Here is a 26,625-nt window from a genome sequence, read left to right on the forward strand (position 1 = left end):
GACGAACCGCGGCCAACCTTTTGCGACGACATGCGTTGTCCCCTGAAAGGAGACCATCATGCCGACCAGCAGCCGAACGAAATCAGACGCAGCCCAAAAACCAATCACCGGGGAGAAATCAGTCGCCAGGGAGAAATCAGTCACCGGGGAGAAACCTGACACCGCCAAGGCCGCGCGCAGGCAGCGCAGCATCCAGCGTCAGGTCGATGCCACCGATCGCAGCAAGCCGAAGCCGAAAGCCTCGGGCGCCATGCAGGCCGGCGCGCGCCGCTACCCCGTGCCGCCTTTCCCGAAGCAGCATCATCCCAAGCCCGGCGAGGAATGGGCGATCGAGCCGGCGCCGCTCTATGAGGCGCCGTTCTGGCAAGGATCCGGCAAGCTCAAGGACAAGGTCGCGCTCATCACCGGCGGCGACTCCGGCATCGGCCGCGCGGTGGCCGTGCTGTTCGCGCGCGAAGGCGCCGATGTCGCCATCGTCTATCTCAGCGAGGACCGCGATGCCAAGGCGACGAAGCAGGCGGTCGAGGCCGAGGGCAGGCGTTGCATCACCCTGCGCGGCGACGTCGCCAAACGCGCCTTCTGCCGCAAGGCGGTGGCCGAGACGGTCAAGGCCTTCGGCAAGCTCGACGTGCTCGTCAACAACGCCGCCTTCCAGGTTCATTCGGCCGACTTCGCCGATCTCACCGAAAAGCATTTCGACACCACGCTGAAGACCAATCTCTACGGTTATTTCCACATGGCGCAGGAAGCCGTGCCGCAGATGAAACCGGGCTCGGCGATCATCAACACCGGTTCCGTCACCGGTATCGAAGGCTCGAAGGAATTGGTCGATTACTCGATGACCAAGGGCGGTATCCACGCCTTCACGCGCGCGCTCTCCGGCAACCTGATCGCCAAGGGCATTCGCGTCAACGCGGTGGCGCCCGGTCCGGTCTGGACGCCGCTCAACCCGTCGGAAAAGCAGGCGGAGGATGTTTCGCAGTTCGGCGCCAAGACGCCGATGAAGCGGCCCGCTCAGCCGGAGGAGATCGCGCCGGCCTATGTGTTCCTGGCCTCGCCGCAATGCTCCAGCTACATCACCGGCGAGATCCTGCCGATCATCGGGGGCTACTGACCACCAGGAGGATCCCATGAAGAAAGCGCTTCTCATCGCGGCCTTCGCGCTGATGCCGGCGCTGCCGGCGGCGGCCCAGACCGCCGCTCAACCGAAGGATCAGCAGACGCAGAACTGCCAGGCCAAGCCGGACGCCAACGACCAGCAGCAGAAACAGACGCAAGAGGCCGATACGGATGAGCTGTCGAAACAGCTCGGCAATTGCGGCGGCGTGCTGGAGCCGCCGCCGACCGGCGACAAGAACGCGACGACCCCGCCGCCGACCGGCAGCGAAATGCCGGTGATCAAGCCGGGCGAGGTGCCGCCGCAGACTGGGCAGTGACGAGGCGCGCGCCTCACTCGATAAGGATCAGTGCTTGCGCTTCTCGCTCTCGGCCGGCTTGAGGACCGGCGAGGCGTGCGCCTCGCGGATCATCTGCAGGGCCTCGTCGCGGGTGAGGCCGCATTTGCGGGCAAAATAGGTTGCTTCGTGGATCTCGGCGCGCGAGGCCTCCACAACGCCGGAAGAGGTCGGTTTGTTTTTCTTCTTGGCCATCGGCTCACCGCGCCATGAATCACTTAGTCAGCTAAATATAGATGCAATGCCTGCTGTTGCAAATCGCCGATTGCGCCCGACCGGCGGGCCGTGAGGGGTGCATTGGTTTCTGCTGAAAAAGCGCCTTGGAATATTCCGGCTATGTCGCTGTTCAATCTGACCAGGAGAACGGCCATGACGGACGACAGGACCAAACGCGACTTTCGATACCGCGACCGCGTGTCGGCGGGCGAGGAGCATGAGGTGCGCTACTGCGCGAAGCAGCATCGGATCCACTCCTGAGCAGGTTCACAGAGCTGATCAGCGAGCACGGGCAACGACCGCAAGACGCTCGGGCGTCAGCGAGGAAGCTGCGGGATTGACAGACATTCCCGGTCGGAACCGGCCTGGCAGGACAGGTCCGGCAAGCATTGCCGGCGACCAACCGTGATCGCTCGGCCAATCATATGTTAGGGCGTCACCCCGCCGAAGGTGTAAGTTCGAGCAGTCGCCGCACAGAGCAAAGGCAAGCGCGCGCCGGAAGAGCCCATCACGCTTTCGCCCAACCTATCAAGGGAAGTGGAGCTTCGATGAGCGACGGAGGAGGCGGCCATTATGCCGCGAAGGGTGAGTATCTCGATCACCGTCTGGAATGCCCGCACTGCGGAACGATCCGGTTGAACATCCCCAGGAACGCCCAATCCTCAACGCCGATCCATTGCGCCGAGTGCGGGGCCTATCTTGGCACGTGGGACGAAATCCAGACCGACTTCGAGCGACAGGGAGGCACCGACGGAGTGTTTCGCCTGGCAAGCGGCCGCATCAGGCGGCTCGCATAAGCGGTCGGCTCCCGGTCAATGCCTGTCTTTCAAAAAGCGGGCTTCGCGAACGAGGGACGTCCAGTCAAAGCCGATCATATGGATTAGCTCCCTCGCTTGCGCCTCGGTTATACCCACTTCCTTGGCCAGCTTCCCGGCCAGCAGTCGGCTATCGACTTTTTCGTCGTGCCCGTCCTTCTGCATGCGCACTCTCCATCGCTCTACAAGTAAAGCGCAAAGCCAGGAGAGGTTTCGTTAGGCCGAGCTCGAAACGGTTTGGTATGAGCAAAAAGCCCGGAGAAGCGCGACGCAAAAAAGCCCGCTGGCATGAGCCAGGGGGAGAAGGTGGCTTGAGCTCGGCCCCGCCAGGGGCGAACGCCGACATGGTGCTCATGTGGCACCGGCCGCGCATCCACTTTTGTTAACCGTCGAGATCGTTTTCGCGCAATGGACCGCAACATGGCCGATCCCATCGGTTGCTTCGAAGACACGGCCGCAATGATCGACGCGCACCATCCATACTTCGCCAACAAAGCAGCGGAGTGTTCATAGACTCAGAACGAAGGTGGTCCGCAGTCTGCGGGGCCGTTCAAAATCGCTCGAACCGCTGCTCCACCTTGCGGGCGAACTTTTCCCGTTCCTCGTTGGAGATGCCTTCCACCGAGTATTTCGCCAGAAAGAGGTGCTTCTCCGTGCGTCCGCACATGGATTTCAAGCCGCGCAAAAGCACCTTCCTGCCCGGGTCCTGCATGTAGAGCCTGGTGTAACACCAGGGTGAGCCGAAGGTGGTGACGACGCCCATACGGCGAATATTCAAAAGTGCCGGCTTGATCGTGCCGCCATCCGTCGGCAGGTCGAACGCGACGCCCGGCCGCCACACGCGGTCGAAATATCCCTTGAGCACAGCAGGCATGCCCGACCACCAGGTCGGGAAGCAGAACACGCAAGCCTCGGCCCATTGCAACGCGTCGATATAGACCCGCAGTTCGCAGGTGCTGGCGATGGACCGGCGTGCCCCTTCAACTCCTCGACCTGCATGACGGGATCGAATTTCATGGCATAAAGATCCAAGTCGACGACCTCGTCGCCCCTGGCCTTGAGGACCCCCAAGACTCGCCTGTGAAGCGAGGCCACGTAGCTGTCCTGCGCCGGATGCGCGTAGACGACATTGACCTTCATCGCATGCCCCCACGCGGCTCTGATCCCGCTTCGAGGCTAGTCGAACGCCGTTGCTTTGCCTAGGCTTCGACGCGAGAAGTGGAGGGGCGCGGGATCAGGGCGGCGAGAGCTTCGGCAGAACCTCCAGGAGGCTCCACTCCGATGTCGGTTTGCCTACATTGGGTACCCCCACCAGGACGGCCCCGCCGAAGAGTTCCGGCTTGTCATAAGCGCTCGCCACCGCGAATGGCACACCGCGGCCGCGCAAGGCCTCGGCTACCGGCGTGACGAGATGGTCGCCTAAACTCACGTCGAGCAAGGCCACCGTCGGCAGTTCGTCTTCCAGCAGGCGGAGCGCGTGCGCGACTCTGGCGACCGGTCCCAGGACCCGCCATCCCAGGCGCTCGAGCATGACTTTAAGATCCATCGCGATGATGAATTCATCTTCGACGATCAGGATGGTCTTTTGCACCGGCCATCAATCTGGGCGAGCGGCCCTTTCGAGTGGGACGACTATCTCTGCTTCGAAACCTTCGGTTCGATAATTCTGTTCCACCTTGCCACCGAGATTGTAGGCGATGGCGAATTGAATGAGCTGGGTTCCGTACCCTGTCGAGGTGGGCTTGCGTACAGGCGGGCCCCCGCTCTCGCGCCAGGACAGGCGCAGCAATGGATGATCGCCCTGCTCGATCTCCCATCGAATTCGAACCGTCCCGGCCGGAGCTGACAAAGCGCCATACTTGACGGCGTTGGTTGCCAGTTCGTGCAGCAGAAGGCTTAGCGACGTTATCTGCTTCGAAGCCAACGTCACTGACGGGCCGGGCTCGATGATGATCGTCTCCGGAGCGGTCTGGAAGGGTTTCGTCGCGCGCGCCACCAGGGCTTCGAGACCATCTTCACCATGATCGCTGAATGCCAGGTCATTTGCATCCACAACGGCCTGCAGCCGGCCGAGGAACGCGCTACGATATTCCTCTGCCGAAATGCCTTCCGTCTTCGTTTGGTTGGCCAGCGCCCGCACGAGCCCGAGCAGGTTCTTGAGCCGGTGGCGCAATTCTCCAAAGACCGCTTCGAACTCTGCTTCTTTCCGGCTTCTGTCCGTAATGTCGACGATCGACAGCAACATGAGGTGGCTGACATTGTCCGGATTGAACACGGTGCGCGCTGTAAGAAGCATGACTTTTCTCCCGATACGCGGGAACTCATGCGTCACCTTGTAATCGATCACCGCCGAGCTTTTCGGGATCACCTCTCCAAGGAGATGACGCAGCTCGGGGATATCCCATTGACCGTTGCCGAGGTCGTACAGGTGCTGTCCGATCGTGTCGTAACGCTCGACCCCGAATGTTCTGAAGAAGGCGCGGTTGGCGCTCTGGACTGTCAGGGCGGAGTCCAGCACCAGCATGGGATCGGGAACAGTGTCGACAATGCCTTGGGCCTGCACGTGACCTGTCCGCAGAATCCGGTAGAGGTCTTCCAAATCCATTGCCGAAATACCCGTTAACCCGACAGCCTATAAGCCTGCCGCAGATCATACAACCGCGCTTCTCCAAAGCGAAGATCGCGCGAAGCGGCTTTATGGCATCGGCGCCGGGGTCCGTACTCCTCGGCCTCCGGCCTTCGGGTGTTCCCGGAACCATCACGCCGGCGCCGGGTTGTGATTGGCGGGCCGCGTCAGCCGGACCTGGTGGCAAAGAGAACAGGGCTGGTTTCTCCGGCTTCTCGCTCTGGCCAACGAAAAGGCAGTCGAGCTCTTGTCCCACCCGGCCCGCTCAAGGGAGGTCTTGTCAGCAATGGCAGGAAATATGCAGTCCGACAAAGCCGGCACCGAACCGCGCCCGGTCCGTGTCCGAGACAGGTGAGGGGGCGATGCCGCGCTGGGTCGACGAAGGCTGGATCATACTGAAGGAAAGCGTCAGCGGCTACATCAATGACAATGCGCTGAGCCATGGCGCGGCGATGGCTTTCTACGCCACCACGTCGCTAGCGCCGATCCTGTTGATCGTCGTCGCGATCGCCGGTTTCGTCATCGGCAACGATGCCGCCCAGCTGGCGCTGACGGCCGAGATATCGGGCGTGATGGGGCCACAGAGCGCCGACCTGCTGAAGGCCACGCTGGAGACCGCTTCGCATGGCTGGTCGAGCGCGCTTGCCACGCTGATCGGAGTGGTGACGCTTTTGGTCACGGCGTCGGGCGTCTTCGGCGAGATGCAGCAGTCGCTCAACGAAATCTGGAAGGTGAGGCCCAACGGGGCGTCGCTGTCGCGCCTTGTAAGGGCGAGGGCGGCGAGCCTCGGCCTCGTGGCTGCGCTCGGCTTCCTGCTCCTGGTCTCGCTCGCGGCCAGCACGGCGATCGCGGCGCTGGGCGAGATCATCAACCGGAGCCTGCCTTTCGGAGAACTGATCGTCAGCGCCATCAACACGATCGTCTCCTTCGCGCTGATCGCGTTCCTCTTCGCCGCGATCTACAAGGTCCTGCCCGACAGGGAGCTCACCTGGCGCGATGTCGGCGTCGGCGCGCTGGTCACCGCGCTGCTCTTCACCATCGGCAAGTCGCTCATCGGCTGGTACATCGGCACCAGCGCCATCGCCACCTCCTATGGCGCGGCCGGAGCCCTGATGGTGGTGCTGGTCTGGGTCTACTATTCGGCGCAGATCTTCCTCTTCGGCGCCGAAATCACCCGCGCCTATTCGCTGCGCCGCGGCACCCGGCCGGACCTCGCGCCAGCGGTGGCCGCCGATCCGCCGGCGGCCGCCACCGCCCCGCCGCCGGCGCGCGGCGCCTCGGGCATCGAAGTCGCCGTATGGATTGTCATCGCCTGCCTGATCACCGCGCTGATGTCGCAAACCGGCGCCAACAGGCCGAACCGCCCGCGATAAAACTGAGTGTCCAGCAAATGCGGCCCCGCCCTGGAAAAAGGCGTGTCCCTTACCGGTCGTTCAAGCGCTTTTCGATCTGGTAGGATAGCCAGCGGCAGAACATGCCGGCGATCGATGTGGCGGCGCCGCCGAGCAGGCAGGCAACCAGCAGCGGGCTTTGCGATGCGCTCGACCAGCTCACGATGGCGAGCAATATCACGCTGACCGTCGAGATCAGATAACCTATGCCTTTCAGCAGGTGGAGCGACGCTTTTGTCATCGCCAGAGTTTCCGCCTATGGCAACTCCCGGCCGGCGTTGAAGTTCCATGGTGAGCTCGGGAAGGCAGGCCTGCACGCTTGCCTTCCCGTAGGGCTGCGCAGCTTGCTCTAAACTCAGGCTGCCTCTGCCGCGACGTTGACCGCGGACTCGGCGAGCTTGGTGAGCGCGACGTCCGTCTCCTTCTCTTCGTTCAGCGTCTGGTCGAGCAAGGTGACGGCCTCGGCCAGGCCGAGTTCCTGCGCCCAGGTCCTGAGCGTGCCGTAGCGCGAAATCTCATAATGCTCGACGGCCTGGGCCGCGGCCAGTAGGCCTGCGTCGAGCGAGGGCGAGCCCTTGTACTCTTCCATGATCTCGGCGCCTTCCTCGGTGATGCCCATGATCGCCTGGCAGGTCTTGCCCACCGGCTTCTTGTCGATCACCTCGAACACTTCCTCGAGACGCGCGACATGTTCTTGGGTCTGGTCGCGGTGCTTTTCGAAAGCGGCCTTTAGCGCCTCGTCCTGCGCTGCCTTGGCCATCTTGGGCAGCGTTGCCAGGATCTTCTTCTCGGCGAAATAGATGTCCTTCAGCGTATCGTGGAAAAGTTCGTTGAGGCCCTTGTTCGAGGCCGCTTTCGTTGTCGGCATGTCTGCATCTCCTGAGTGGGTGGATAACCAACCCCAACACAGTTTTTTCGAACTTGTTCCCAACAGAATTTTCCAGTGAAAGCGCCCGGGAAACTCTCATTTGTTGTTGACCGCCGCCCGAACAAACGAGCCGACCGAAGCGGGCAGGCCGACCGTCCTCGGGGCGGCAATTCGCGCGGCTGCATTCTTTGATTCCGCCTGGAACTTTTTGCCAGCACAAGCGCTGTTGAAAAGCAGTTGTTTCCAATGAACGCAGGGAGAAGAAAAATGAATACCAAAATTCTTTGGATGAGCGCACTCGCGCTTTCGCTCGCGACCAGCGCGGCGATGGCCAGCAGCGCCAAAGGCACATCGGCCTTGGATGACCCGCAAAAGATGGCGCCTTTCTTCACCGATGCGGGGATGAAGACGATGAGATCCGGCGATGAGTTCAAGAAGGCATGGCTGGCCATGACCGAGGAAGACCGCACGTCGATCAAGAAGGATTGCGGCGACGAAACTATCGCCAAGCAGCATGACAATTTCTGCAAGATGACCAAGGAACTCGGCGGCGCAAACTGAGGCCGGTCGACAGACAAGGAACGGCGGCTCTTTCGGCCGCCGTTTTTGTTGTTCGTGGCGCCGGGCCAACGCGGCTCAACGCATTGCGCCGGGAGGAGACCCGTTATGGGCCGCGACGCAAGATCTTGTGTAGAGGGCGCGTATTCGACCGGGTGCCGATTACAGGCTGGACCTATCCATCATGGTGACCACGAGCTGCCGGCTCTCGACAAAGAGTTCGTGTAATTGCTCGAGGTTTTCGAGGTGACGGTTGGCCAATGCCGCGCCGTCGCCATCAGGGCGCATGTCGTTGACCTTTGGGCGCTGCAGCGTTGCAAGATCGGCGATCCTGAGGATGTTCTGGTCCACCATATCCAGCCGTTCGGACAATTTCGCGAATTTGTCCTCTTCAGCAATTAGCAGCCTTTGGACCGTCGCTCTGGTGCCGTCGTCCGTCTCCGTTTGAAGGCGGTCCACGAAGTGCTTGATGTTCTCCCTGGCGATAAAGCGGTCCATCAGGCTCGCCCTCCGAGCTTTGAAATCATATCCCCGTGGGCAGAGGGGAGTCGAGGCGCGCCATGACGACCAGGCCCCTCCGGAAATTGATGAAGATCAAAGCCGGCGCACGATCGCGGGCGCACAATACTGTGTTGCGATACGATCCTCACCCTCGCGTTGGGACCAGATGGTTAGCCCCGAAACCGAGCTTCAGATGCTCAATCGTCATATCCGCACGGGAGCGTCATATCTCCCGCCAGCGAGAGATTATCGATCGCCTCATCGAGCTGGGCGCGCCAGCCGAGCAGGCATTGGAACTGCTCGATTTATTCCGAGTCACGCAGGCGCTGCACATTGCCCACCGGGAGCGGCTTCTCGATTAAGTGACGCCCGCCAGCGTCACCGGATGCCGAGGAATCCAAGGATGGCAAGGACGATGACGATTGCTCCTACGAGCCAGATGATGTTGTTCATGTCTTCTCTCTCAATCCTTGATGAGGCGCTGCCTGTGCAGCTTTCGCCTTCGACCAACGGGAGCAAGTGGCTTCCGTTCCCGGTGTGGGCCCACGGTCCCGCGCGGTCCGGACCGAAGTCTTAACGGCGTCTCTCCTGATTGCCCGAACTTGGCCTCTCAGCGGTTGTCATCTCCTTTGTGATTTCGACCGTTCCTTCGCCCGAGCCTTTCAAGCAGGGCTCGAAGGCGCTCGGGAAGCTGACGGTCAACCCGAAAAAGTGGCCACGCGCGCAGGTGCCGTCGCAAAACCTCGCTGGAAAACTGCCGCCTCAGCAACCTGGCGAGAGCTTCGTTGTGACGTCGATCCTGGGCCATTTCACGCAGTCCTGATCACTGCGAAACCGGAAGCGACTGGACTTGTTCCGCTGCGCAATCGTGATTTGTCATCGCAGCGGCGGTCGCCCGTGAGCGGGTTGTGGCGCGATGAGCTCAATTGAACTCAGAGAGCATCGCTTCCTGAAGGAACATAAGCGCCGCTCGCCGGTTTGGTCCGCGGCGGCATCCCCCCAGCCCGCCGCCATCGGGGTTCCAATCCTCCCGATAGAAGCCCGCCCGCTCCCCTCCGGGCGGGCTTCTCCATTTTGAGAGATTGGCTTCAGCACAGGAGAGACAGTCATGGCAGGCAAGACAACGCACGACCAGCAGCAACGCATCATCGAGGAGCGCGTCAACACCAAGAACGCCGGAAAGGATTTCAACGCCAGGGAAGAGCTGAAGCGGCCAAGCCAGGAGCGGGCCACCCGCGAGAAAGGAAGCGGGTTGAAAGCTGGCGAGCGCGATCTGATCGATCCTGACGACAGGCAGATGCTGCGCGGCGAGAATCAGGAGTCTCCGCACCGGAAACGACGCGGCGATTGATGGGCGTCGGCCGGAAAAGCGCGGCGGGTTGGGGAAAACCGCCCACATTTTCCTGGAATTGCCCTAAAGATTAGGGGGTTCGTCGGAAGGCGGTTCCGAGACAATCGGCAGTTTCGAGCGCACCAGACGCTCGGTGCGGCGCAGCAATTCCCGGGAGCGCTTGATCGCGTCCTTGCTGCCCTGGACGAGTTGATCCTGGAAGGGTTCGCGTGCCCGGGGCAACGCAGTTCTGGCTTGGCGCATAGCGCTCTCCCGTTTTCAGACGGGAGCGCGTTCGTCGTCTCTCAGCCGCTAATGGTGTCCATTGGGGGTTACCAGCGATCTGGACAATCTAGGGCTCGTTCGATCTCAGTCAAGTTGCCCGTCATCGGCAATGCCCGGTTTGATTGGTTCCGAATCGCTGCCAACTGCTGGGCGAGGGCCCTGGATTGCTCCACATGCGCCCAAGCCAATTCCCGCATGCGGCTGTTTTAGGAGCGCAGGGCCTTTGCCCGTGCGATGACCAGAGAATTTGCGTCGAAAATATCCATGGCGACAACAAATGCGGACCGCGAATGAAGGTTCCAGTCCGGACAACCGCAAAGTCGAATTTCAGCCCCGGCCGCCGCATGGCGGGATGCGCCTGGCGCCTCGGCCAAGGTGGACAACGCAATCGGCGCCCAAGGGGGCAGGGCGGTTTCAGCGGCGCCGGCGAGATAGAGCGGCCGCCTCGCCCAATCCTGAACGGCTCAGCAAAAAGGGCGCTGCCGCGCGGCAGCGCCCTTTGCTTCGGGCAGTCGGCTGTCACCAGCCTTGGCGGCCGTACCAGTCATCGATGTCGCGGCGCACGCGATCCTTCTCGATGCCGTAGCGTTCCTGGATCTTGCCTTCGAGCTGGTCGCGCTTTCCGGCGATGCGATCGAGATCGTCGTCGGTGAGCTTGCCCCACTGTTCCTTGACCTTGCCCTTCACCTGCTTCCAATTGCCTTCGACGCGGTTCCAATCCATTTGCCGTACCTCCTGTTGGACATGCAGGGCTAACGGCAGCGCGGTCGCGAAGTTCCTGCAGACAAGTCTTTTTCTCCGGGCGGGAACATTCGCCAGGCGCCGCTGTTCTGGAAGGCAGGATGGCGCGCAGCCCCGCTCCCCCCGCGAGAGGCGCGCCACCGACCGGGTCCAGACCCGAGCAAGCCCGCCTCGGCCGTCCCTCGCCGGGGCGGGCTCTGTTGTGACGAGATTGGAAGGATCATGCTTCACGAGGCAGCAAAGATCGCCGAGCAGGCTCATCGAGGGCAGAAGGACAAGACCGGTCGGCCCTATATCGAACATCTGAGGCGCGTTGCCGATGCCGTCGAGACGTTGGACGAAAAGACCGTCGCCTACCTGCACGACATTGTCGAGAAAGGCGACGGCTGGACCTTTGAGAGGCTGCAGGGCGCTGGTTTCGGCCTGCCGGTGGTGGCTGCGGTCGATGCGCTGACGCGGCGCATGGACGAGAGCGAGGAAGGTTTTCTCTACCGCGCCGCCTCGAACGGGCTGGCATTGCCGGTGAAGATAGCCGATCTGCGAGACAATCTCTGGCAGGCCCACCAGGCGGGCGTCGCGCCCGAGAAGTACGAAACCGGCCTTGCCATCCTCGACCATCTGGATTCCAGGGGCTGAACCCGGCTTAATCCCGGGGTGAGGAAGCGATCAACTTGGCCTCGCGGACAAGGGAACTCCAGTGCAGGCCGATAAGGCGGACGAGATCGCGTGCCTGTGCTTCGCTGATGCCCGTCTCCCGCACCAGTCGCTTCACCACGTCGTGAGAGGTTGGATTGTTGTCCCTTTTGGCCATTGCTGCCCCATTCAGGAACCGCGCTCGTCGAATCAGGAAACCAACGCTCTGTCGGATCGACCGTTCCGGCGGGAACTGCTTTGGTTTGGACGGACCGCGGCTTGAAGTATTATGCCCGGGCCCCTTGCCGCTGAGGAAATTAATAGCTATATAGGGTAAATCGATCTTGCTGAAAGAACGTTGTTTTCGCGCAAAATGCGCCCCTGCGATCTTCCCTCTCAATTTCGAAGAATTCGTCGCTTGGCGGTTGCCGAGCGCGTACAATTTTGCGTCGATTTGTAAGGAGATCGCAATGACTACTGGAACGGTGAAGTTTTTCAATTCCACCAAGGGTTTCGGCTTTATCGAGCAGGGCGGCGGTCAGCCGGACGTGTTCGTTCACATCTCGGCCGTCGAGCGCGCAGGGCTGCGTTCCCTCGTCGAAGGCCAGAAGGTCAGCTTCGACGTCGTGAAGGATGCCCGCAGCGGCAAAAGCGCGGCCGAGAATCTGCAAGCCGCCTGATCACAGCGCCTCGCGGTCGTTGACCACGGATGTACTGGCATAGGCCGCGGAGGCGCGTTGGAGAAGGTCGGGCTTTGCCCGGCCTTTTTTGATTAAGGAGATGACAATGAAGTCGCTACCGGATACCGGCCTGTTCAAGCCGGTCCCATCCCGCACGGAAGCCAAGACCGACACGACCTCTCGTGTCGCTCGGCAGATTCAGGACCTGGAAGCCAAGGAGAGGGCGGCCAAGACCGAGCGCTTGCGCGCGGCCAGGCTGGCGCAGGAAGCCGAAGCGCCAGTGGCGCTGCCAAGGAAAGCCGCTCCAAAGCGCCCGAAGAAGGGCTAGTTCCTCAACACAGTGATGTTGAACATTGCAGGCTTCAAGGGCAAGGCTATCAAGGTCCGCTGGGTAGTCAGCGCAAACGTTGGCGATGAGCTGGACGCTTCTGAACCTCGTCATTCTAGGGCGGAGCAAGGAGCGAAGCGACGCGCGCAGACCCTGGAATCCATTCCGTTACCTGGACCGAAGTGTGCAACGGTGCAGAATTTGTGGACCGCCGCGGCGCTTCCAAGTCACGGCATGGATCCTTGGGTCTGCGCGCGTCGCTTCGCTCCTTGCTCCGCCCGTGGATGACGATCGCGATAGGCGTCTCGGCCAATCGCCAAGGCCGTGGCATCCGTTCCGAGGGGCGCGGTCGATTGGGGTCGTCCAGACGCGACGCGCCTAGCACCGTTTCATATGCAGCACGTCGATGCTGATCTCACCGCCGGACATGCGCCCATCCAGCACCTTTTCGAGGTCGTTGCGATTGTCGGGCTTAAGGACCTCCGGCAGGTCGAGCGCCGTCAGGGCCTCGTCGTCGAACTCGATCGGCGCCCCGTAGAGCTGTGATACCTCCATCACCAGGCTTTCGATGTCCTCGCGGGCGATGTTCTCGGCCAGATGATCCAGCCTGATTTCTTCGGAAATTCGGATGATGTTGACGATACCCTTGGTCCACAAGGCCTGTTGCACCTTGTGGTGGGCGTCGTCGCGCAAGCGGATTGAAAATCGTCGGAACATGGACTGCCTCCTTCCCTGGAGGTTATCCCTCGATTTCCACCATGCGCCAGACGGTCACGGAATGCAAGCAAAAAATTCAAAAAGCTATAAGAAAATCAATAAGTTAGCATAGAACAACAAATGTGGTTTCGGCCCATCGTTGGTATCGTTAGCCTGTGCCGTCTTTCACAGCTTGGTCATTCTTGACGTCCTATGCCACAAACCCTACTTCTACTCACAATGAGGCATTTACTCATTCGCAGCGTTTTTGTCTGTGATGGAGGCAGGCATGGCTGAGCTGGAACGGCCGCAAAGGTTGCAGATCATGCTGACCGAAGAGGAACTGGCGGCGCTGGAGAACTGGCGTTTCGAAAAGCGCATGCCGAGCCGTTCGGCCGCGGTCCGCGAACTTTTGCGTCGAGGGCTGGCGTCGGATGGGTTCCTCACGGCGAATGCGGGCGTGAAATCGCAGGATTTCGGCGTGATATCTGCGGACAGGCCGGCCGGCGATAGCCCCGGCGACAGCAAGCCGTAAGCGGATGCGATCCAGCGGATATGTTGCCTTGATTGCGGGCGGCCCTATTTGATGCGCATGACCGGTACAGGGGGGATCTTTCGTCCGAACGCCAATGCCGATGCTCGCCTCGCGGCGATCGTCGACTCTTCCTATGACGCCATCATCGGCAAGGACCTCAACAGCGTCATCACCGATTGGAACTACGCGGCCGAGCGCATGTTCGGCTACAGCGCGGAGGAGGTGATCGGCAAGTCGATTCTGATCTTGATCCCCGATCACATGCACAGCGAGGAAACCGAGATCATCGGCCGTATCCGCCGGGGCGAGGGCGTAGGCAGCCTTGAGACGACGCGCAAGCGCAAGGACGGCTCGTTGATCGCCGTGTCGATCACCGTCTCTCCCATCAGGAACAACGCAGGCGAGATCGTCGGCGCCTCGCAGATCGCCCGCGACATCACGTCCGCCAAGGAAAGCGAGCGCCGCATCCGGCTGCTGATGCGCGAGGTCAATCACCGCGTGAAGAACCAGTTCGCGGTGATCCTGTCGATGGTCAGGGAAACCAGCAAGCGCTCGACCGATCCGGCTGAGTTCGAGCAGATGATCCGCGCGCGCATCATGGCGCTGTCGCGCTCGCACGACCTTCTGGTGACCTCGGAATGGGCCGGCGCCAGCCTGTTCGACCTCGTTCAGGAGCATCTGAAGCCCTTCGGCCATGAGGAACGCATCTCGCTGTCCGGGCCGCTGCTGACGCTGCAGTCGAATGCGGTGCAGAATCTCGGCATGGCCTTCCATGAGCTCGGCACCAACTCGTCCAAATATGGCGCCCTTGCCGTCGACGGGGGCCATGTGGAAATCACCTGGAAGGTCGAGATGGGTCCGGACGCGCGGCGGCGGTTTCATCTTCTGTGGCAGGAGACGTCCAGCGCGGCAGGAATTGGGGTCGCTGAGAGGAATGGCAAGGAGAAGGGGGTCGCCGAACGAAAAGGGTTCGGCACGGTGGTGCTGCAGCGGGTGGCTCCGCAGTCGCTGAGCGGTTCTTCCAGCCTCGAACGCTCGGACGGCAGTTTGAAATGGGCGCTCGACGCGCCGCTCGAGGCAATCATCGTTCCGCAGCTCGGCGCCGATACCGACGGCGACATCGCCGTTTGAGCGTCGGATCGATCGCGGTGGCCGGCGCCAGCGTGATTTGCACCTTGCCGTCTGGCGGATGAGATCGGTCTGGGCGGGCCGCGGCCGCTCAGGCCCTCCTTGCAGCGCTGCAAAAGCGTAATTATATCAATCGTGAGCGTGCAATGTCCACGCGGATACAGTTGCTTTGGTCAAGCTCCATGGAGGTTGTCATGGCAATGATGGAAACAAGAAAGAGCCTGGACTGGATTACTCTGGTCCTCGCGATCTGCCTCTTCATCTCACCCTGGGTCATCGGATTCACCGCGGCGATGGTGCCCGCGTGGAACGCCTGGATCGTCGGCGTTCTGCTCGGCGGGCTGGCGCTGGCGTCGCTTTCGGTGTTCGCCGAGTGGGAAGAATGGGTCAGCGCGGTCCTCGGGCTCTGGCTGATCGTGTCGCCCTGGCTCCTGGGCTTTGCGGCTGACACGAATGTCATGACCACGCATGTCGTCCTCGGCGTGCTGGTGGTCGTGGCATCGGCCTGGGCCGTCTGGGACTTCCGTCATCCTCACGCGCATGCGTGAGCGGTGATCGGTCGGGAGCCCGCCGCGCGAGCGGCGAGCTCCTCGAATTTTGATCTTCTCGGGCATGGGGTAAGGCGGCGGTGTTGCGGCTTCACGCAATTGCTGCAACCGGAAACCTTTTCGTGCATTCTTGGGAATGGTCTCGATGCTCCACCCCGACACCCCCGCCAAATGCTGCTCCTATTGCGGCGGCCGCGACCATGATTTCGAAGAATGCCCGAAGCGCAAGGCCGACGCCGAGAAGGAAGAGGCGGCGCGGGTGGCCAGCTCCAAGCCTCCGCTCGCCAGCGGGCGCTATGGCAGCCCCCCGCCCCAACGTAAGTGACCGGCGCCCGTTGCCTGTTGGGGTGGATTTCCCGGCGCCGGCCCGGCGAATCGAAGTTCGCCGCACCATCAAAGTGAGCTGTCTGGGCGGGCTCCGCGACCGCAAATTCTGACAGTGCACAGGCTTATTTTAGCGTTGCTGCATCTTTTTTAAGTGACGTTCAGGGCCCGCTGGCCAGATCGGCGGGCGGTCTTTAGTGAAGGGTTATCGGTCGCCATCGACGATCGCCGAACCTTGTTAGCAAGCCGGCTCTCAAATTTTAATGCGGCTGCTATCCCTTCGTCTCACAATGGCACATGTCGAATTACAGGTTCGAGGTCATCCGAAACGGGCAGTGCCTGGGTGATGCCTGGGTCGATCTCGGCAGTTTGAGCGAGATGCGACGAGAAGCGCTCAAGGCTCTGCACGACATCGCCGTCGACGAAATGGCTTCAAGCGACTTGGATGAAACGGTGACCGTGTCCGTCCATGATGAAGTCGGCAGGCCTGTCTATTCTGCTACGCTCAGCGTCTCCCAGACGCTGCCAGCGATCCACCACGTCGGTCGCTAGCCAGCGCCGGGTCGCTTATTTTAGTTGGGAGTAACAAAAGTTATCGCCAAGCCTCGCACAGCCCGGTCATTGTTCGAGCTCTCCGCTGCCCTGAAGCGGAGGATGGGAGGAGCCAGCCTTTGGCTGGCGGGCAAAAGGCAGGCCACTTGGCCCGTTGCGCGGACCGCAGGCTGCTGCGACGGGCCAAGGTGGTCTGACCCAATAAAGGCGGCCCATGTCGCCTGCTTGTTGGCCTTTCCGACCTACTCATAGCCCTGACTTTTTCTGGGACGATCGAAGACCGGGCGTTGAACCGGTCTATGATCGCGACGGAGGTGCGCGGGTGGCGGATATCATCTCAATCAGGATAGGTGCGCGGCCTGCCGGTCGGCGCTCGGCGGCACGCTTGCGGCTTTGCGCTTTCATGGCGATCGCGGGTTTCATGATCGCCGGTCCGGCCGCGGAGCAGGTCTTCGGGGTACAATCGCCGTGGCTGCGTTCCTGGACCATGTTCAGCGCGATCGGGCTGGGCGTCATCGACGCTTCCTTCGAAATCCGCGCGCCCGACGGCGCGCTTGTCCCGCTCGACCGTTTCGAGATGCTCGGCGCGCCCCGCAATGGAGGGCTGAAGTGGATCCAGAACCGAGAGGACCTGGCTTCCGTCATCAAGCGGCTCTGCACGGTCGCAGGGCAGGGCGCCGACATCCGTGTCCGCGCCCGGCTGGGCATGCGCGGCGGCTGGCAGACGATCCATACCGATGCCGAAAATGCCTGCGCCGGCTGACGCCCTCGCCGACTGGCGTCCGGCGCCAGCCATGGCGGCGCGCTTCGCCGGCTGGGCGGCCGGCACGGAAGGCTCGTCGCGTTCGTCCGCGCTGATCCGCATCGGCTTGGCAATGCTGTTCTGGTCGCGCTGGGCGACCGAGCTGCTGTTCTATAGGGACCAGTCGCCTGCCGGCCTGTTTCTGGCAGCCAACTTCTTCCTCGCCACGACGCTGCTCTTCGTCGGCTATCATAGCCGCCTCGCCGCTGTCTGGACCGGCTCCGTCGGGCTGGCGATGTATTATTATTTCGGCTTCGAGCTCGGCCGCGAGCCCTGGACCCACCACCATGCCTATCTGCTAGCGATCGCGGCGCTCCTGATCGCGCTCACCCCCTGCGACCGCTCCTATTCGTTGGACCGCTATTTGGCCGTGACTCGGGCCGAGTGCGCGGGCGTTCCGCCGCCGGCGGAGCGCGGCAACCTGTGGGGGCTGCGGCTGATCGTGGTGCAGCTCTCGGTGCTCTATTTCTTCGCCGCCTTCGACAAGTCGAACCACGCTTTTCTGAGCGGCGCGCGGCTCGAGCAGATATTCCTCTGGTTTTACGCCGGTTCGGACTATCGGTCCGGCCTTGCCTGGCCTGCTACCATCATGTCCGTCGCCGTGGTCGTGCTCGAATATTGCCTTGCCTTCGGCCTGCCGTTACGCGCCACGAGGCGCTATCTGGTCCTGCCGGGCCTGGCCTTCCACGCCATCATCTATGTGACGCTGCCGGTCTACACGTTCAGCGCCACCATGGCGTTGCTCTATCTCGCTTATTTCGATGCCGATGCCGTGGACAGGGTGATCGCGCGTCTCCAGGGGATCGGATCGGCGGCGACCGCCGGAGGGGAAATTTCGTGAAGCGTGGTTCGTTGTTCCCGGGCGCGGTCGTCGCCGCCGCCGGCTTGGCCATGGTCTGCGGCACGGCCCGTGCCGGCGATGCGAGTGACTATTATCCCAGGTGGACATGGGATTCCTTCGCAGGCGGCCAGATGAACACATCGCTGCTGGTGTTCCGCGACCTCAACAGGAACGGCGTCTACGATCTGGGCGACCGGCCGATGTCGCGCGTGGCTGTCGAGCTCGACAGGCCGAACGCCGGCACCATCATGCGACTGACCAATGCCGGCGGCTTCGCCAACTTCCGCATGTCGGCCATGCACCGCGATTTCGAAGTCGTCGATCCCGGGCACTATGCGTTCCGCGTCGTGCCGCCGCCAGCCTATTCGGTCACCACCGGCAACGCCTCGCAGGAAAGCGACTATGTCGTTTCGCCCGGATCGCCGGGCGACATGATTGCAAAGACCACGACCCACCCCGTCGGGCTTGCGGCGGATCTGACGATCAGCGGCGCGGTCGCCGCCGGGGCGCGCGTTTCGCTGACAGGGCCGGATGGCGTCGGCATCGCCGCCAAGGTCGGTCCGGACGGGCGTTTCAGCGCAGCCGTGGCGCCCGGCGAATGGCTGGTCGATTTTTCGGCCGCCGGGGCGACCGAGCGGCGGCATGTGGTGGTCGGCACGGCGCCGGTGGTGCTCTCGACGTTCTCCGGCAAGGGCGGACCGGCCGAGGCGCCGCTGCCCCCGGAGCATGTCGTCGGCTTCGACGACCTGATGACGTCGCCCGGCGTGTTCGAGGTCCTGTCGGGCTATGGCGGGCTCAACTGGTACAACCTCGTTGCCATGCACCAGCGCTTCACCGACGGTCCGGGCTACGTCAACACCACCATGTCGGGCGAATTCATCGCCTACAACAGCTCAGGCCATCCCGCGCAGGTGTTCAGCGACAAACCGTTCGATTTCACCGGCGCCTATTTCGGCGCCGGCTGGGACGACGCGGAGGGTGAGACGCTCATCCTCAAGGCCTGGCGGGGCGATGAGCCCGCCTATGAGGATCGGCTGACGCTGTCCGCCAACGGTCTGGTCTACTTCGCGGCCGACTACCGGCGCATCACGCGGCTCGAGATCCGCACGCAGCACTACTGGCAGGCCGCTATCGACGATTTCGCCTACCGCACCGGCCCATAGGGCGGTTCATCGCGCCGCCGGAGCGGCGAGCCGGAACAGGAAACTGGAAGGACGTTGCTTTCTGCCGCTCCGGCGCGCGGCGCTTCGAGGTCAAGCGGCGGCGTCAGCAAGACACTCGCGGGGATGATCCGCAGGAGCGGGGCCCGCCATCCGAATGGCCGACATTGGAGTCGTGATGGCCGCCGCCATGGCCGCCATTGCTGCCGCCGTTTCCAGCGTTACCACCATTGCCGCCACTGTTTCCGGTGCCGCCGCCATTGCTCCCGCCGTTTCCGGCGCTACCGCCGTTGCCGCCACCGTTTCCGGCGCCCCCGCCATTGCCGCCGCCGTTTCCGGTGCCGCCGCCATTGCCGCCACCGTTTCCGCCGCCATTCCCTCCGTTGCCGCCATTCCCTCCGTTGCCGCCGTTCCCTCCATTGCCACCGTTTCCGCCGTTGCCACCGTTACCGCCATTCCCTCCATTGCCGCCGTTCCCTCCGTTGCCGCCGTTCCCGCCATTGCCACCGTTGCCGCCATTCCCACCGTTGCCGCCATTGGCCGCCAGAAGCGCGCGCTTGGCGTCCTGCAGCATGGCTTTCGCATCCGGCTGGTGGAGCTCGTCTCGCGGCTCTGGGAGGACCGACGCGGCATGGCTCGAAGTGGCCGCCGGCAGCAGCATGGCCGATGCCAAAAGCGCCGTGGCCAGCGTATTTCTCGGAAGGGGAAGGCGCGCGAAATCGGCCGTCGAGGCGAATTCGAGAATCCGTAAGCCTCGCGCCGGCCATCGCCGGGCAGCCTGCGCCCTGATCTTCATTGAGATGAACCCGCCACCGCCGTACCCCCGTCGCGACTATATCAGGTTCGATGCCCGTTCTCGATCACCCCAGAAAAAGTCAGGGCTTCGCGCGCCTCCACGGCCGGCGCGCTCAGGCCATTCGGTGTGCTCGCCTTATCCCCTCAGCGCACGCGCCGCCGCCTCGGCAAAGGAGATGTCGCCCTTGATCTCGCGCATCGCCATCGAGGTCACCGTGCGGCGCACGCCGGGCAGGCGGCTGAGCTCCTCGCGCAGCATGCGGTCGAGCGCCATCATATCGACGGTAACGATCTGCAGGAGATAGTCGGCTTCGCCCGTGGTGGCGTAGCAGCGGCGGATCAGCGGGTGCGTCTTCACCGCCGCCTCGAAGGCGTCGGACACCTCGAAGTCGATCGACACCTGGATGAAGGCCTCGATGCCGAAGCCGATCCTGGCCGGGTCGATGCGGGCCGAATATCCACGGATGACGCCTGCCTCTTCCAGCGCCTTCACGCGCTTCCAGCACGGCGTCTTGCTCAAGCCGACCTCCTCGGCGAGCTCGCCGAAGGAGATCCGCGCATCGCGCTCGAGCGCGGCGACTATTCTGCGGTCCAAGGCGTCCAGCACGGTTCGTTCTCCACTGGGGCAGGTAAGGTCAAAGATCGTCCTTCATTTCATGCCATTTGGATAACAGAAAGGAACAATGTTCAAGCCGGAAGCGCTATCCTTGTGGCGCGGTCATGCCGAGGAGGATGAGCCATGGACAAGACGGACTATCACGCCCGCATCGAGGCGCCCGAGATGCGCGACTACGGCGTCTATCTGAAATGCGACCAGCTGCTCGCCTGCCAGAAGCCGCTGGCCGAGATGGTCAACGCCGACGAATTGCAGTTCCAGATCGTGCACCAGGTCGAGGAGCTGTGGATGAAGCTCATCGCCTACACGCTGGTCGATGTTCTGGATTATCTGGAGAAGCAGAACACGCACCGCATCGTCACGCTGATGGGCCGCGTGCACCGGCTGATGCGCATGATGACGGCGCAGCTCGATCTCCTGGAGACCATGTCGCCCAAGGAGTATCAGCAGATCCGCCTGCAGCTCGGCAACGGCAGCGGCCAGGAATCGCCCGGCTTCAAGTTCCTGCTGCGCCTGCCGCCGGACCTTTGGCGGGCCTTCAGGCATGCCTATCTCGATGGCCGCGGGCTGACCGTGGCGGATATCTATGACGAGCATTACGACCATGGCGACGCCTATGTCGTGGCCGAGGCGCTGATCGAGTTCGACGAGCTGTTCCAGAAATTCCGCGCCAACCACCTCTATCTGATCCACCGCTCGATCGGGCTGGGCTCGAAGTCGCTGAAGGGCCGCCCGGTGGAGATGCTGGAAGGCGGCGCCCGCCACCGCTTCTTCCCCGAGCTGTGGGACATCCGTTGCGACATGACCGACCGCTGGGGCGCCGAATACGGCACCGTGCGGGACTCGATCAGCCATCCGGCGCAGGTGAAGGCCGGCTGAGCCTTCTTCCTCGCCCCGCGCGAAGCGGGGGGGGAGAGGTGGCGCGGCGAAGCCGCGACGGAGAGGGGCCTTCGTAGAGCTAAAGCATGTCTCGCTAAAGCGCATGGAGCGAACCCGAGAGATCGTGTCGCGATTTAGAACTTCGGGCGCGCCACACCGTGCTTCTTCCTCTGTCGCCGGCGCTGCCCCCTCTCCGACCGCTTCGCGGCCACCTCTCCCCCGCCTCTGTGTACAGACTGGGGAGATGGTGGACAGGCGTTCGGAGACATCGTGGACACTTCCCGATCCTTGGATCGGGAGGGATGGAATGCCGTTTTACGAGGTGTCCATGATGGATCGGAAGCGAGAGTTCGTGGAGTTTGCCTCGCGAGAGTGGGCGAATGTGCGTGAACTTTGTCGACGGTTCGGGATCAGTCCGACGACCGGCTATAAGTGGCTCGAGCGATACCGGTCGGAAGGGCCGGCTGGATTGGTCGAACGATCGCGTCGCCCGCACTTGAGCCCGCAACGCACCGCTTCGGCAATTGAGGCAAGGGTGTTGCAGGTACGCGACGAGAGCAACGACGTCTGGGGCGGTCGCAAGATCAGACAGGCGATGAAGAGACATGGCGAACTCGACATCCCGGCGGCGAGCACGATCACCGCGATCCTGCGTCGTCATGATCGGCTGACGGAGGCGACAGCAGCGCAACATCCGGGACCATGGCAGCGCTTCGAGCGGGAGGCTCCCAACGAGCTGTGGCAGATGGACTTCAAGGGTCACTTCGCCATCCATGGCGGGCGCTGCCATCCGCTCACCACGCTCGACGATCACTCGCGCTTCAACCTGGTGCTGTCCGCCTGCGGCGACGAGCAGGGCCGGACGGTACGCCGGGAGCTGGAGATTACCTTTCGCCGCTATGGCTTGCCGCTGGCGATGCTGATGGACGGCGGCTCGCCGTGGAGCGATTCCGGCGGTGAGCCTTACACCGGCTTCAGCGTCTGGCTGTTGCGGCTCGGCATCCGCGTGCTGCACGGTCGGCCGCGCCATCCGCAGACCCAAGGCAAGGAAGAACGCTTCCATCGCACACTCAAGGCCGAGGTGATCAACGGGCGAAGCTTCGGCGATCTCGCCGAGTGCCAGCGAGCCTTCGATCGGTGGCGCCCGCGCTATAACTACGAACGACCACACGAAGCACTCGACATGGCCACGCCGGCCGAGCGCTACCGGCCGAGCCCGCGCAGCTTTCCCGACGTCCTGCCCGCGATCGAGTACGCACCGGGCGACCAGGTTCGCAAGGTCGACAGTGATGGCTTCATCAGCTTCAGGAACCGACCCTGGCGACTCGGCAAGGCATTCCGCGGCGAGCTGGTGGCGCTTCGCCCGACCGTCGAGGATGGTGTCTTCAGCGTGCACTACTGCTCGCATCGAATTGCCACCCTGAACCTACGTCAGGGCGCAAGCGAGACCTGTGGACTTGTGGACAACGCTGAGCGTTGCCCACAGGGTCCACAGGCCGAACAACAAAAACAACCCAGCAGTTCGTGATGAACAAAAGCGTCCACGATGTCCCCGAACACCCGTTCACCTTGTCTCCAGCACAAACACTCTGGCGGGGGCGAGGAAGAGGGCGCTCCAACAATTTTCCTACCCCCTGTCGGAACCAGCGCCCTTCGTCCGTCCTTGGGGCATCAACAGACAACCCGGAGGGACACTCGTGGAAACCCAATCGACCTGGCAGACCGCCGCCATTCTCATCGCTCGCCTGATCTTCGCCGCCATGTTCGCGATGGGCGTCGCCTTCAAGCTCATGGACATGGGCGCCACCGCCGGCTACATCGCCGCCGCCGGCTTCCCGTTCCCGCTGTTCCTGGCCTGGTGCGCGGCGATCCTCGAGACGCTGCTGGTGATCGCTTTCCTTACCGGCGCTTATCTGACGCCGCTGGCGCTGATCGGCGCGGTCTATGTCGTCTTCCTCGGCTTTGCCTTCCACGGCCCGTCGCAGTGGGCCGGAAACCAGGCCGAGTTCGGCGCCTTCATGTCGCATTTCCCCTTCGCCGCCGGCCTGCTCTACGCCGCGGCGCACGGCCCGGGGAGTGTGCTGTCCCTGCGCCAGGGCTGGCCGGGGAGGGCATGACCTTTCCCCTCACATCTGGTCGTTATACGGCTCCTTCATCTGCCCGACCATGCGCGCCAGCTTCGAGAAGGACGGCATGTCCGCCTCGGGCTGGCACTGGTTGGCGAGCTCGAGCAGGCGGATCGGGAAATTGATGGCGTCGCGGTTCGAGGCCGAGATCGCCTCCGAGCGCTCCTCGCCGGTCTCACCGGCCTCGGCCTTGCGCAGCGCGATGTCGATTTCCTCGACGGTGAGCACACCTTTCTTGACCAGCACGTGGTTGATCGCTGCGACGGCCATCAGCAGGCCCTCGAGTTGGAGATTGGCGACGTTCATGGCGTTCCTCCCATTGACCTCGCCACAAGAACGCATGAGCGGCGTTTCCGATCCGGCGGGAAGGCTTGCGCGGCTCTACGCCTCCATCAGCCGCTCGCCATACTCGCTCCAGAGCTGCCTGATCTCGCGGTTGCCGAGCGGCGGCGTCTGGCGGTCGCCGTAGAAGATGGCGACGGCGCTGAGGTCGTACTGGCCATCGGCCTGGGCGATGAAGCGGATCGCCTCGCCGAGTGGTCTCGAATGAAAGAACGGATCGGCCTGGCCTCTGCCAAGGCTGCGAACGCCCGAAATGCTTGCAGGCACATGCCGCATCCGAAAGACGGATGCCATGGCAGGTCTGTCCATGCCGCTCTCCGCGATTCCCCGGGGGATGATCCCATAAGCTCCCGCTAATGACCAGCCCGGGACAACCGGCCACAGCAAAAGGATGGGGACGACACAACCTTGAAATGAAAAAGCCCGGCATCCAAAAGAGAAGGCCGGGCGCGCCGGCCCGGCCTTCTCTCCGCGCGGCCGCCGCAAGGCAGCCTTCGCTTACTACCGTTGATCGGCCCGGCAGCGCGAGCCGGACCGGAAAGGCCTATCTGCGCCAGCGATGCAGCCAGTCCGGCTCGGGGTCCGGGTTCCGGCTGATCGCCATGCCAGCCAGCAGCCCGACAAGGCCGCCGATCAGCATGGCCGTCGAGAAGGTGCCCGGATTCTGCTGCACGGTTTCCGAAACGCTCTGCGCCTGGCTGCGCAATTGGCTTGCCGCGCGCGACGCCCGGCCGGAAGCACCGCTGTAGAGGTTCGATGCGCGATCCGCCGCGCCGCTATATAGGTTCGACGCGCTGTCGGCTGCGCTCTGGTACCAGCCCTGCGCGGTCTCGGACGCTTCCTCGGCCTGCTCGGAAAGGGCGCGGTTCAGGCGGTTTACCTCGCGCTTCAACTCCGCGATCTGCTTCTTCATCGCCGCTTCGGATGCCCTGGCGTTGCCGCGCGATGCGGCGCCACTGCGCGACGCGCCGCTGCTGCGCGAAGCGGCGTTACGGGGACGCGCTTCGCTGGCTGGGCTAGTGCTCGAGGTGCCGGCGCCGTTTGCTGCGCCACCGCTGCTGCTTTCATTGTCTGCCATGGGTTTCTCCTTTGTGCCCCTTGCAACGGTCGGAAGGCCGCATGGTTCCGACCGCCCTTGCCGAGCCGGTGAAGCTGGCTCCAACACAAAGGACGTGGAGCTGCTCCACGGCCTTTGCGAGCGCGAGTGGCAGGCCTACTTGCCGCAATTGTTATCGTTGACGTTCGGCTGCACCGTGCTGGTAGCGGTGTTGTTGGCATCGCTCTGCGCGCCCTGCGGGCTGTTCGGGCAGTTCTTGTCGGCGTTGGAATTCATATCGCCGCCGGTGATGCTGCCGGTCGTGCCAGCGTCGGGCGCCATCTGGTCAGGCGGCGGGGTGGCCGGCGTCCTCGGCTCGACTGTGATGCTTTGGCCGCTGCCGGCCGAGTTATCGGGCGAGTTCGCGGTCTGGGCCATCGCCGCCGTGGCGAGGCCGATTGTCAGGGCCGAAGCCGCGAGAATCTTCGTACGCATGATTCTTCTCCTCTGTTTCGAGACGGTTCGTCTGTTGCAGGGTCTGTCGCGTCTGCGACTGAGGGTGGAACCCTTCGGACCACGGTTGGTTCCGACAAAAACTCGCGCGGCTTTTGCCTGCGGTTCAATCCTTGGCTGTGGCGCATGGGGTTTTTTGCCAGCAGATCTGGGACAAAGGCTGGTTTCAGGAGGATAGGAAAATATGCCTGCAACCTCTTGCCCGGTGTGGGCAGCTATGCTACTATTTTGTCCATGGTGCTGATTTGCGCCAACGACCCGCCGCGAGGCGGGTTATGTTTTTCGGTCATCCATTTCCTTCGAGCGCTGGCGCGATTGAGCGCGGCCCCACTATTCCGCCCCGAGGCTCCATGCCACGCTACGCCACCATCATCACCGCCGATGACGGCGCCGAGATCGTCAGCGCCATCGGCGCGTTCGAGGGCGCGGACCCGCCGCGCCGCACCGGGCGCGTCGAGCAGGTCGCGCCGGGCGTGCGCATCGGGATTGAAGCCGCCAGGCCGCTTGCAATCGTAGGCGCCGCCTGTTTCATTGCCGGTCTTCTCATCGGAGTGCTGCTATGAGCGCTCTGCTGGCATGGCTTCTCACCAATCCGACGATCCTGGCCATCGGCGCCGTCGTTGTCGGCGCGTTCGGCTGGGGCTTTCACCAGCGCCTTGCGGGCGCAAGGGCCGAACGCGGCAAGCAGGCAGAAGCCGAGGCCGCGGCCCGCAATATCGCCGACCAGGTCGACAACGACGTCGGCGCCTTGCCGCCTGAAGCGGTCAGGAAGGAGCTGAAGTCATGGGCAAGGGATTGATCCTCGCAGCCACCGTCGCCGCGCTTGCCGGCTGCACGACGGCTAGGGGCGGTTTCTGCGCCGCCGCCGCGCCGATGCGCCTCTCCGCCAGGGCCGTCGAAACGCTGTCGGATCAGGAGGCGAGGGCGCTGCTTGCGCACAACCGCAAGGGCGAGAAGCTCTGTGGCTGGAGGCCGTGATGCATGACATTTTCGATCTTCTGGGCATCAAGGGCCAGGTCGTGGCGGCGGGGCTCGCCGGCGGCGTGTTGCGGGCGCTGTCGCGCCATCGCTACAAGCTGCGCGAGATGATTGCCTCGCCCATCTGCGGCGCCTTGGCCGCCGCCTATCTGACCTTGCCTGCCGTCGCCTGGGTCCAGGCAAGCGGCCTGCCGATGCCCGACGCCGCCGACGACACCACCACGCTCGCCGCTGCCTTCCTGATTGGCGTCTCGGCCATGTGGATTTCGGACATCGTCTTCGAGCTGGCAATCCGACGGTTCAGGCCGACTTCGGATCCCTGATCGCG

General features: G+C 63.1%; 43 protein-coding genes. 26 read left to right on the forward strand and 17 right to left on the reverse strand.

Annotation, left to right across the window (positions count from 1 at the left end; translation table 11 throughout):
• Positions 1–58 precede the first annotated feature (58 nt).
• On the forward strand, positions 59–1,114 hold the full coding sequence (locus EJ068_RS28855; protein ID WP_126083262.1) for an SDR family oxidoreductase: 1,056 nt from the start codon (positions 59–61) through the stop codon (positions 1,112–1,114).
• A gap of 16 nt (positions 1,115–1,130) precedes the next feature.
• Positions 1,131–1,436: a hypothetical protein gene (locus tag EJ068_RS28860; RefSeq protein WP_127253110.1), complete on the forward strand. Its 306-nt coding sequence runs from the start codon at positions 1,131–1,133 to the stop codon at positions 1,434–1,436.
• 27 nt (positions 1,437–1,463) lie between these two features.
• Here the strand turns inward: EJ068_RS28860 and EJ068_RS28865 are convergent, their stop codons facing one another.
• Complete coding sequence (locus EJ068_RS28865) at positions 1,464–1,649, reverse strand: hypothetical protein (protein ID WP_127253108.1); 186 nt, start codon at positions 1,647–1,649, stop codon at positions 1,464–1,466.
• 569 nt (positions 1,650–2,218) lie between these two features.
• On the opposite strand from EJ068_RS28865, the gene EJ068_RS28870 reads away from it, so the two are divergent.
• Complete coding sequence (locus EJ068_RS28870; protein ID WP_126083260.1) at positions 2,219–2,467, forward strand: hypothetical protein; 249 nt, start codon at positions 2,219–2,221, stop codon at positions 2,465–2,467.
• Between the two features lie 15 nt (positions 2,468–2,482).
• Here the strand turns inward: EJ068_RS28870 and EJ068_RS32870 are convergent, their stop codons facing one another.
• The 4 genes from EJ068_RS32870 to EJ068_RS28890 all read right to left on the reverse strand — a co-directional run bounded on the left by EJ068_RS32870 (position 2,483) and on the right by EJ068_RS28890 (position 5,090).
• Positions 2,483–2,650 (reverse strand): hypothetical protein, encoded by a 168-nt coding sequence (locus EJ068_RS32870; protein WP_189342077.1) that lies wholly within the window; start codon positions 2,648–2,650, stop codon positions 2,483–2,485.
• Positions 2,651–3,035: 385 nt separating this feature from the next.
• Positions 3,036–3,638 carry an NAD(P)H-dependent oxidoreductase gene (locus EJ068_RS28875; RefSeq protein ID WP_281059006.1) on the reverse strand — a complete coding sequence of 201 codons (603 nt, stop codon included), beginning with the start codon at positions 3,636–3,638 and terminating at the stop codon, positions 3,036–3,038.
• 81 nt (positions 3,639–3,719) lie between these two features.
• Positions 3,720–4,076 carry a response regulator gene (locus tag EJ068_RS28885; protein ID WP_127253106.1) on the reverse strand — a complete coding sequence of 119 codons (357 nt, stop codon included), beginning with the start codon at positions 4,074–4,076 and terminating at the stop codon, positions 3,720–3,722.
• Positions 4,077–4,082: 6 nt separating this feature from the next.
• Complete coding sequence (locus tag EJ068_RS28890) at positions 4,083–5,090, reverse strand: HWE histidine kinase domain-containing protein (protein ID WP_127253104.1); 1,008 nt, start codon at positions 5,088–5,090, stop codon at positions 4,083–4,085.
• Positions 5,091–5,473: 383 nt separating this feature from the next.
• Between EJ068_RS28890 and EJ068_RS28895 the strand changes: the two genes are divergently transcribed.
• On the forward strand, positions 5,474–6,484 hold the full coding sequence (locus EJ068_RS28895) for a YihY/virulence factor BrkB family protein (protein ID WP_127253102.1): 1,011 nt from the start codon (positions 5,474–5,476) through the stop codon (positions 6,482–6,484).
• Positions 6,485–6,533: 49 nt separating this feature from the next.
• Here EJ068_RS28895 and EJ068_RS28900 read toward each other — a convergent pair whose 3' ends face one another.
• Positions 6,534–6,743, reverse strand: a complete 210-nt coding sequence (locus tag EJ068_RS28900; protein ID WP_127253100.1) for a hypothetical protein — start codon at positions 6,741–6,743, stop codon at positions 6,534–6,536.
• Positions 6,744–6,857: 114 nt separating this feature from the next.
• The gene (locus EJ068_RS28905) at positions 6,858–7,370 is read right to left on the reverse strand and encodes a ferritin-like domain-containing protein (RefSeq protein WP_128315090.1); all 513 of its coding nucleotides are present in this window, start codon (positions 7,368–7,370) and stop codon (positions 6,858–6,860) included.
• A gap of 246 nt (positions 7,371–7,616) precedes the next feature.
• Here EJ068_RS28905 and EJ068_RS28910 point away from each other — a divergent pair, with 246 nt between their 5' ends.
• Entirely contained in the window at positions 7,617–7,931 is a 315-nt protein-coding gene (locus EJ068_RS28910; RefSeq protein ID WP_245463267.1) for a hypothetical protein, read from the forward strand.
• A gap of 159 nt (positions 7,932–8,090) precedes the next feature.
• Here the strand turns inward: EJ068_RS28910 and EJ068_RS28915 are convergent, their stop codons facing one another.
• Positions 8,091–8,426 (reverse strand): hypothetical protein, encoded by a 336-nt coding sequence (locus EJ068_RS28915; protein ID WP_127253096.1) that lies wholly within the window; start codon positions 8,424–8,426, stop codon positions 8,091–8,093.
• Between the two features lie 595 nt (positions 8,427–9,021).
• Here EJ068_RS28915 and EJ068_RS28920 point away from each other — a divergent pair.
• Positions 9,022–9,252: a hypothetical protein gene (locus EJ068_RS28920; protein WP_127253094.1), complete on the forward strand. Its 231-nt coding sequence runs from the start codon at positions 9,022–9,024 to the stop codon at positions 9,250–9,252.
• A 285-nt stretch (positions 9,253–9,537) separates the two neighbouring features.
• Positions 9,538–9,780 (forward strand): hypothetical protein, encoded by a 243-nt coding sequence (locus EJ068_RS28925; protein ID WP_126083253.1) that lies wholly within the window; start codon positions 9,538–9,540, stop codon positions 9,778–9,780.
• A gap of 63 nt (positions 9,781–9,843) precedes the next feature.
• Here the strand turns inward: EJ068_RS28925 and EJ068_RS28930 are convergent, their stop codons facing one another.
• Together EJ068_RS28930 and EJ068_RS28935 are read right to left on the reverse strand one after the other, a co-directional pair.
• Positions 9,844–10,023, reverse strand: a complete 180-nt coding sequence (locus EJ068_RS28930) for a hypothetical protein (RefSeq protein ID WP_126083252.1) — start codon at positions 10,021–10,023, stop codon at positions 9,844–9,846.
• Positions 10,024–10,563: 540 nt separating this feature from the next.
• Positions 10,564–10,767, reverse strand: coding sequence for a CsbD family protein (locus EJ068_RS28935; RefSeq protein ID WP_042640013.1), 204 nt, complete (start codon positions 10,765–10,767; stop codon positions 10,564–10,566).
• Positions 10,768–11,007: 240 nt separating this feature from the next.
• On the opposite strand from EJ068_RS28935, the gene EJ068_RS28940 reads away from it, so the two are divergent.
• Entirely contained in the window at positions 11,008–11,421 is a 414-nt protein-coding gene (locus EJ068_RS28940; RefSeq protein ID WP_126083251.1) for an HD domain-containing protein, read from the forward strand.
• A 7-nt stretch (positions 11,422–11,428) separates the two neighbouring features.
• Here the strand turns inward: EJ068_RS28940 and EJ068_RS28945 are convergent, their stop codons facing one another.
• On the reverse strand, positions 11,429–11,923 hold the full coding sequence (locus EJ068_RS28945; RefSeq protein WP_145964953.1) for a hypothetical protein: 495 nt from the start codon (positions 11,921–11,923) through the stop codon (positions 11,429–11,431).
• Here EJ068_RS28945 and EJ068_RS28950 point away from each other — a divergent pair.
• Together EJ068_RS28950 and EJ068_RS28955 are read left to right on the forward strand one after the other, a co-directional pair.
• The gene (locus EJ068_RS28950) at positions 11,889–12,098 is read left to right on the forward strand and encodes a cold-shock protein (protein WP_042640010.1); all 210 of its coding nucleotides are present in this window, start codon (positions 11,889–11,891) and stop codon (positions 12,096–12,098) included. The two genes, EJ068_RS28945 and EJ068_RS28950, sit on opposite strands and share 35 nt — an antisense overlap.
• Before the next feature lie 106 nt (positions 12,099–12,204).
• Positions 12,205–12,426: a hypothetical protein gene (locus EJ068_RS28955; protein WP_245463268.1), complete on the forward strand. Its 222-nt coding sequence runs from the start codon at positions 12,205–12,207 to the stop codon at positions 12,424–12,426.
• A gap of 378 nt (positions 12,427–12,804) precedes the next feature.
• On the opposite strand, the gene EJ068_RS28960 is transcribed toward EJ068_RS28955, so the two are convergent.
• Complete coding sequence (locus tag EJ068_RS28960) at positions 12,805–13,143, reverse strand: hypothetical protein (protein ID WP_126083249.1); 339 nt, start codon at positions 13,141–13,143, stop codon at positions 12,805–12,807.
• A 268-nt stretch (positions 13,144–13,411) separates the two neighbouring features.
• Between EJ068_RS28960 and EJ068_RS28965 the strand changes: the two genes are divergently transcribed.
• From EJ068_RS28965 to EJ068_RS32875, 9 genes are all read left to right on the forward strand, one after another.
• On the forward strand, positions 13,412–13,657 hold the full coding sequence (locus EJ068_RS28965) for a hypothetical protein (protein ID WP_126083248.1): 246 nt from the start codon (positions 13,412–13,414) through the stop codon (positions 13,655–13,657).
• Positions 13,658–13,714: 57 nt separating this feature from the next.
• A complete protein-coding gene (locus EJ068_RS28970) occupies positions 13,715–14,788 on the forward strand; it encodes a PAS domain S-box protein (RefSeq protein WP_127253461.1) in 1,074 nt (357 codons plus the stop codon).
• 191 nt (positions 14,789–14,979) lie between these two features.
• Complete coding sequence (locus tag EJ068_RS28975) at positions 14,980–15,333, forward strand: SPW repeat protein (protein ID WP_127253458.1); 354 nt, start codon at positions 14,980–14,982, stop codon at positions 15,331–15,333.
• Positions 15,334–15,478: 145 nt separating this feature from the next.
• Entirely contained in the window at positions 15,479–15,658 is a 180-nt protein-coding gene (locus EJ068_RS28980; RefSeq protein ID WP_127253457.1) for a hypothetical protein, read from the forward strand.
• 296 nt (positions 15,659–15,954) lie between these two features.
• The gene (locus EJ068_RS28985) at positions 15,955–16,209 is read left to right on the forward strand and encodes a hypothetical protein (RefSeq protein WP_127253456.1); all 255 of its coding nucleotides are present in this window, start codon (positions 15,955–15,957) and stop codon (positions 16,207–16,209) included.
• Positions 16,210–16,531: 322 nt separating this feature from the next.
• A complete protein-coding gene (locus tag EJ068_RS28990; protein ID WP_127253455.1) occupies positions 16,532–16,972 on the forward strand; it encodes a hypothetical protein in 441 nt (146 codons plus the stop codon).
• Complete coding sequence (locus EJ068_RS28995; RefSeq protein ID WP_189342033.1) at positions 16,956–17,852, forward strand: HTTM domain-containing protein; 897 nt, start codon at positions 16,956–16,958, stop codon at positions 17,850–17,852. The genes EJ068_RS28990 and EJ068_RS28995 overlap by 17 nt, the downstream gene beginning before the upstream one ends.
• Positions 17,849–19,015, forward strand: coding sequence for a hypothetical protein (locus EJ068_RS29000; RefSeq protein ID WP_127386382.1), 1,167 nt, complete (start codon positions 17,849–17,851; stop codon positions 19,013–19,015). The genes EJ068_RS28995 and EJ068_RS29000 overlap by 4 nt, the downstream gene beginning before the upstream one ends.
• Before the next feature lie 175 nt (positions 19,016–19,190).
• Complete coding sequence (locus tag EJ068_RS32875) at positions 19,191–19,763, forward strand: hypothetical protein (RefSeq protein WP_189342292.1); 573 nt, start codon at positions 19,191–19,193, stop codon at positions 19,761–19,763.
• A 180-nt stretch (positions 19,764–19,943) separates the two neighbouring features.
• On the opposite strand, the gene EJ068_RS29010 is transcribed toward EJ068_RS32875, so the two are convergent.
• Positions 19,944–20,414 carry an Lrp/AsnC family transcriptional regulator gene (locus EJ068_RS29010; protein ID WP_127253839.1) on the reverse strand — a complete coding sequence of 157 codons (471 nt, stop codon included), beginning with the start codon at positions 20,412–20,414 and terminating at the stop codon, positions 19,944–19,946.
• A 132-nt stretch (positions 20,415–20,546) separates the two neighbouring features.
• On the opposite strand from EJ068_RS29010, the gene EJ068_RS29015 reads away from it, so the two are divergent.
• The 3 genes from EJ068_RS29015 (at position 20,547) to EJ068_RS29025 (ending at position 23,419) form a co-directional block, all read left to right on the forward strand.
• Positions 20,547–21,302: a tryptophan 2,3-dioxygenase family protein gene (locus tag EJ068_RS29015; protein WP_127253838.1), complete on the forward strand. Its 756-nt coding sequence runs from the start codon at positions 20,547–20,549 to the stop codon at positions 21,300–21,302.
• A gap of 307 nt (positions 21,303–21,609) precedes the next feature.
• Positions 21,610–22,830, forward strand: a complete 1,221-nt coding sequence (locus EJ068_RS29020; protein ID WP_245463269.1) for an IS481 family transposase — start codon at positions 21,610–21,612, stop codon at positions 22,828–22,830.
• A 169-nt stretch (positions 22,831–22,999) separates the two neighbouring features.
• Positions 23,000–23,419: a DoxX family protein gene (locus tag EJ068_RS29025; RefSeq protein WP_127253815.1), complete on the forward strand. Its 420-nt coding sequence runs from the start codon at positions 23,000–23,002 to the stop codon at positions 23,417–23,419.
• A gap of 9 nt (positions 23,420–23,428) precedes the next feature.
• On the opposite strand, the gene EJ068_RS29030 is transcribed toward EJ068_RS29025, so the two are convergent.
• The 4 genes from EJ068_RS29030 to EJ068_RS29045 all read right to left on the reverse strand — a co-directional run bounded on the left by EJ068_RS29030 (position 23,429) and on the right by EJ068_RS29045 (position 25,301).
• On the reverse strand, positions 23,429–23,734 hold the full coding sequence (locus EJ068_RS29030; protein WP_041001284.1) for a hypothetical protein: 306 nt from the start codon (positions 23,732–23,734) through the stop codon (positions 23,429–23,431).
• 75 nt (positions 23,735–23,809) lie between these two features.
• Positions 23,810–24,079, reverse strand: coding sequence for a hypothetical protein (locus EJ068_RS29035; protein ID WP_126083237.1), 270 nt, complete (start codon positions 24,077–24,079; stop codon positions 23,810–23,812).
• Positions 24,080–24,314: 235 nt separating this feature from the next.
• Entirely contained in the window at positions 24,315–24,848 is a 534-nt protein-coding gene (locus tag EJ068_RS29040) for a hypothetical protein (protein WP_245463270.1), read from the reverse strand.
• Positions 24,849–24,983: 135 nt separating this feature from the next.
• The gene (locus EJ068_RS29045; protein ID WP_127253814.1) at positions 24,984–25,301 is read right to left on the reverse strand and encodes a hypothetical protein; all 318 of its coding nucleotides are present in this window, start codon (positions 25,299–25,301) and stop codon (positions 24,984–24,986) included.
• 368 nt (positions 25,302–25,669) lie between these two features.
• Here EJ068_RS29045 and EJ068_RS29050 point away from each other — a divergent pair, with 368 nt between their 5' ends.
• Genes EJ068_RS29050 through EJ068_RS29065 form a run of 4 tightly spaced genes read left to right on the forward strand, consistent with a single transcriptional unit; the run spans position 25,670 to position 26,620 of the window.
• Positions 25,670–25,882: a hypothetical protein gene (locus tag EJ068_RS29050; protein WP_127253813.1), complete on the forward strand. Its 213-nt coding sequence runs from the start codon at positions 25,670–25,672 to the stop codon at positions 25,880–25,882.
• Positions 25,879–26,118 carry an ABC transporter permease gene (locus tag EJ068_RS29055; protein ID WP_127253812.1) on the forward strand — a complete coding sequence of 80 codons (240 nt, stop codon included), beginning with the start codon at positions 25,879–25,881 and terminating at the stop codon, positions 26,116–26,118. The genes EJ068_RS29050 and EJ068_RS29055 overlap by 4 nt, the downstream gene beginning before the upstream one ends.
• Positions 26,103–26,297, forward strand: coding sequence for a hypothetical protein (locus EJ068_RS29060; protein WP_126061380.1), 195 nt, complete (start codon positions 26,103–26,105; stop codon positions 26,295–26,297). Before EJ068_RS29055 ends, EJ068_RS29060 begins: the two co-directional genes overlap by 16 nt.
• Complete coding sequence (locus EJ068_RS29065) at positions 26,297–26,620, forward strand: hypothetical protein (protein ID WP_128298249.1); 324 nt, start codon at positions 26,297–26,299, stop codon at positions 26,618–26,620. The genes EJ068_RS29060 and EJ068_RS29065 overlap by 1 nt, the downstream gene beginning before the upstream one ends.
• Positions 26,621–26,625: the final 5 nt, after the last annotated feature.

The sequence above is a fragment of the Mesorhizobium sp. M2A.F.Ca.ET.043.02.1.1 genome (genome assembly GCF_003952405.1).
Lineage (GTDB): Bacteria > Pseudomonadota > Alphaproteobacteria > Rhizobiales > Rhizobiaceae > Mesorhizobium.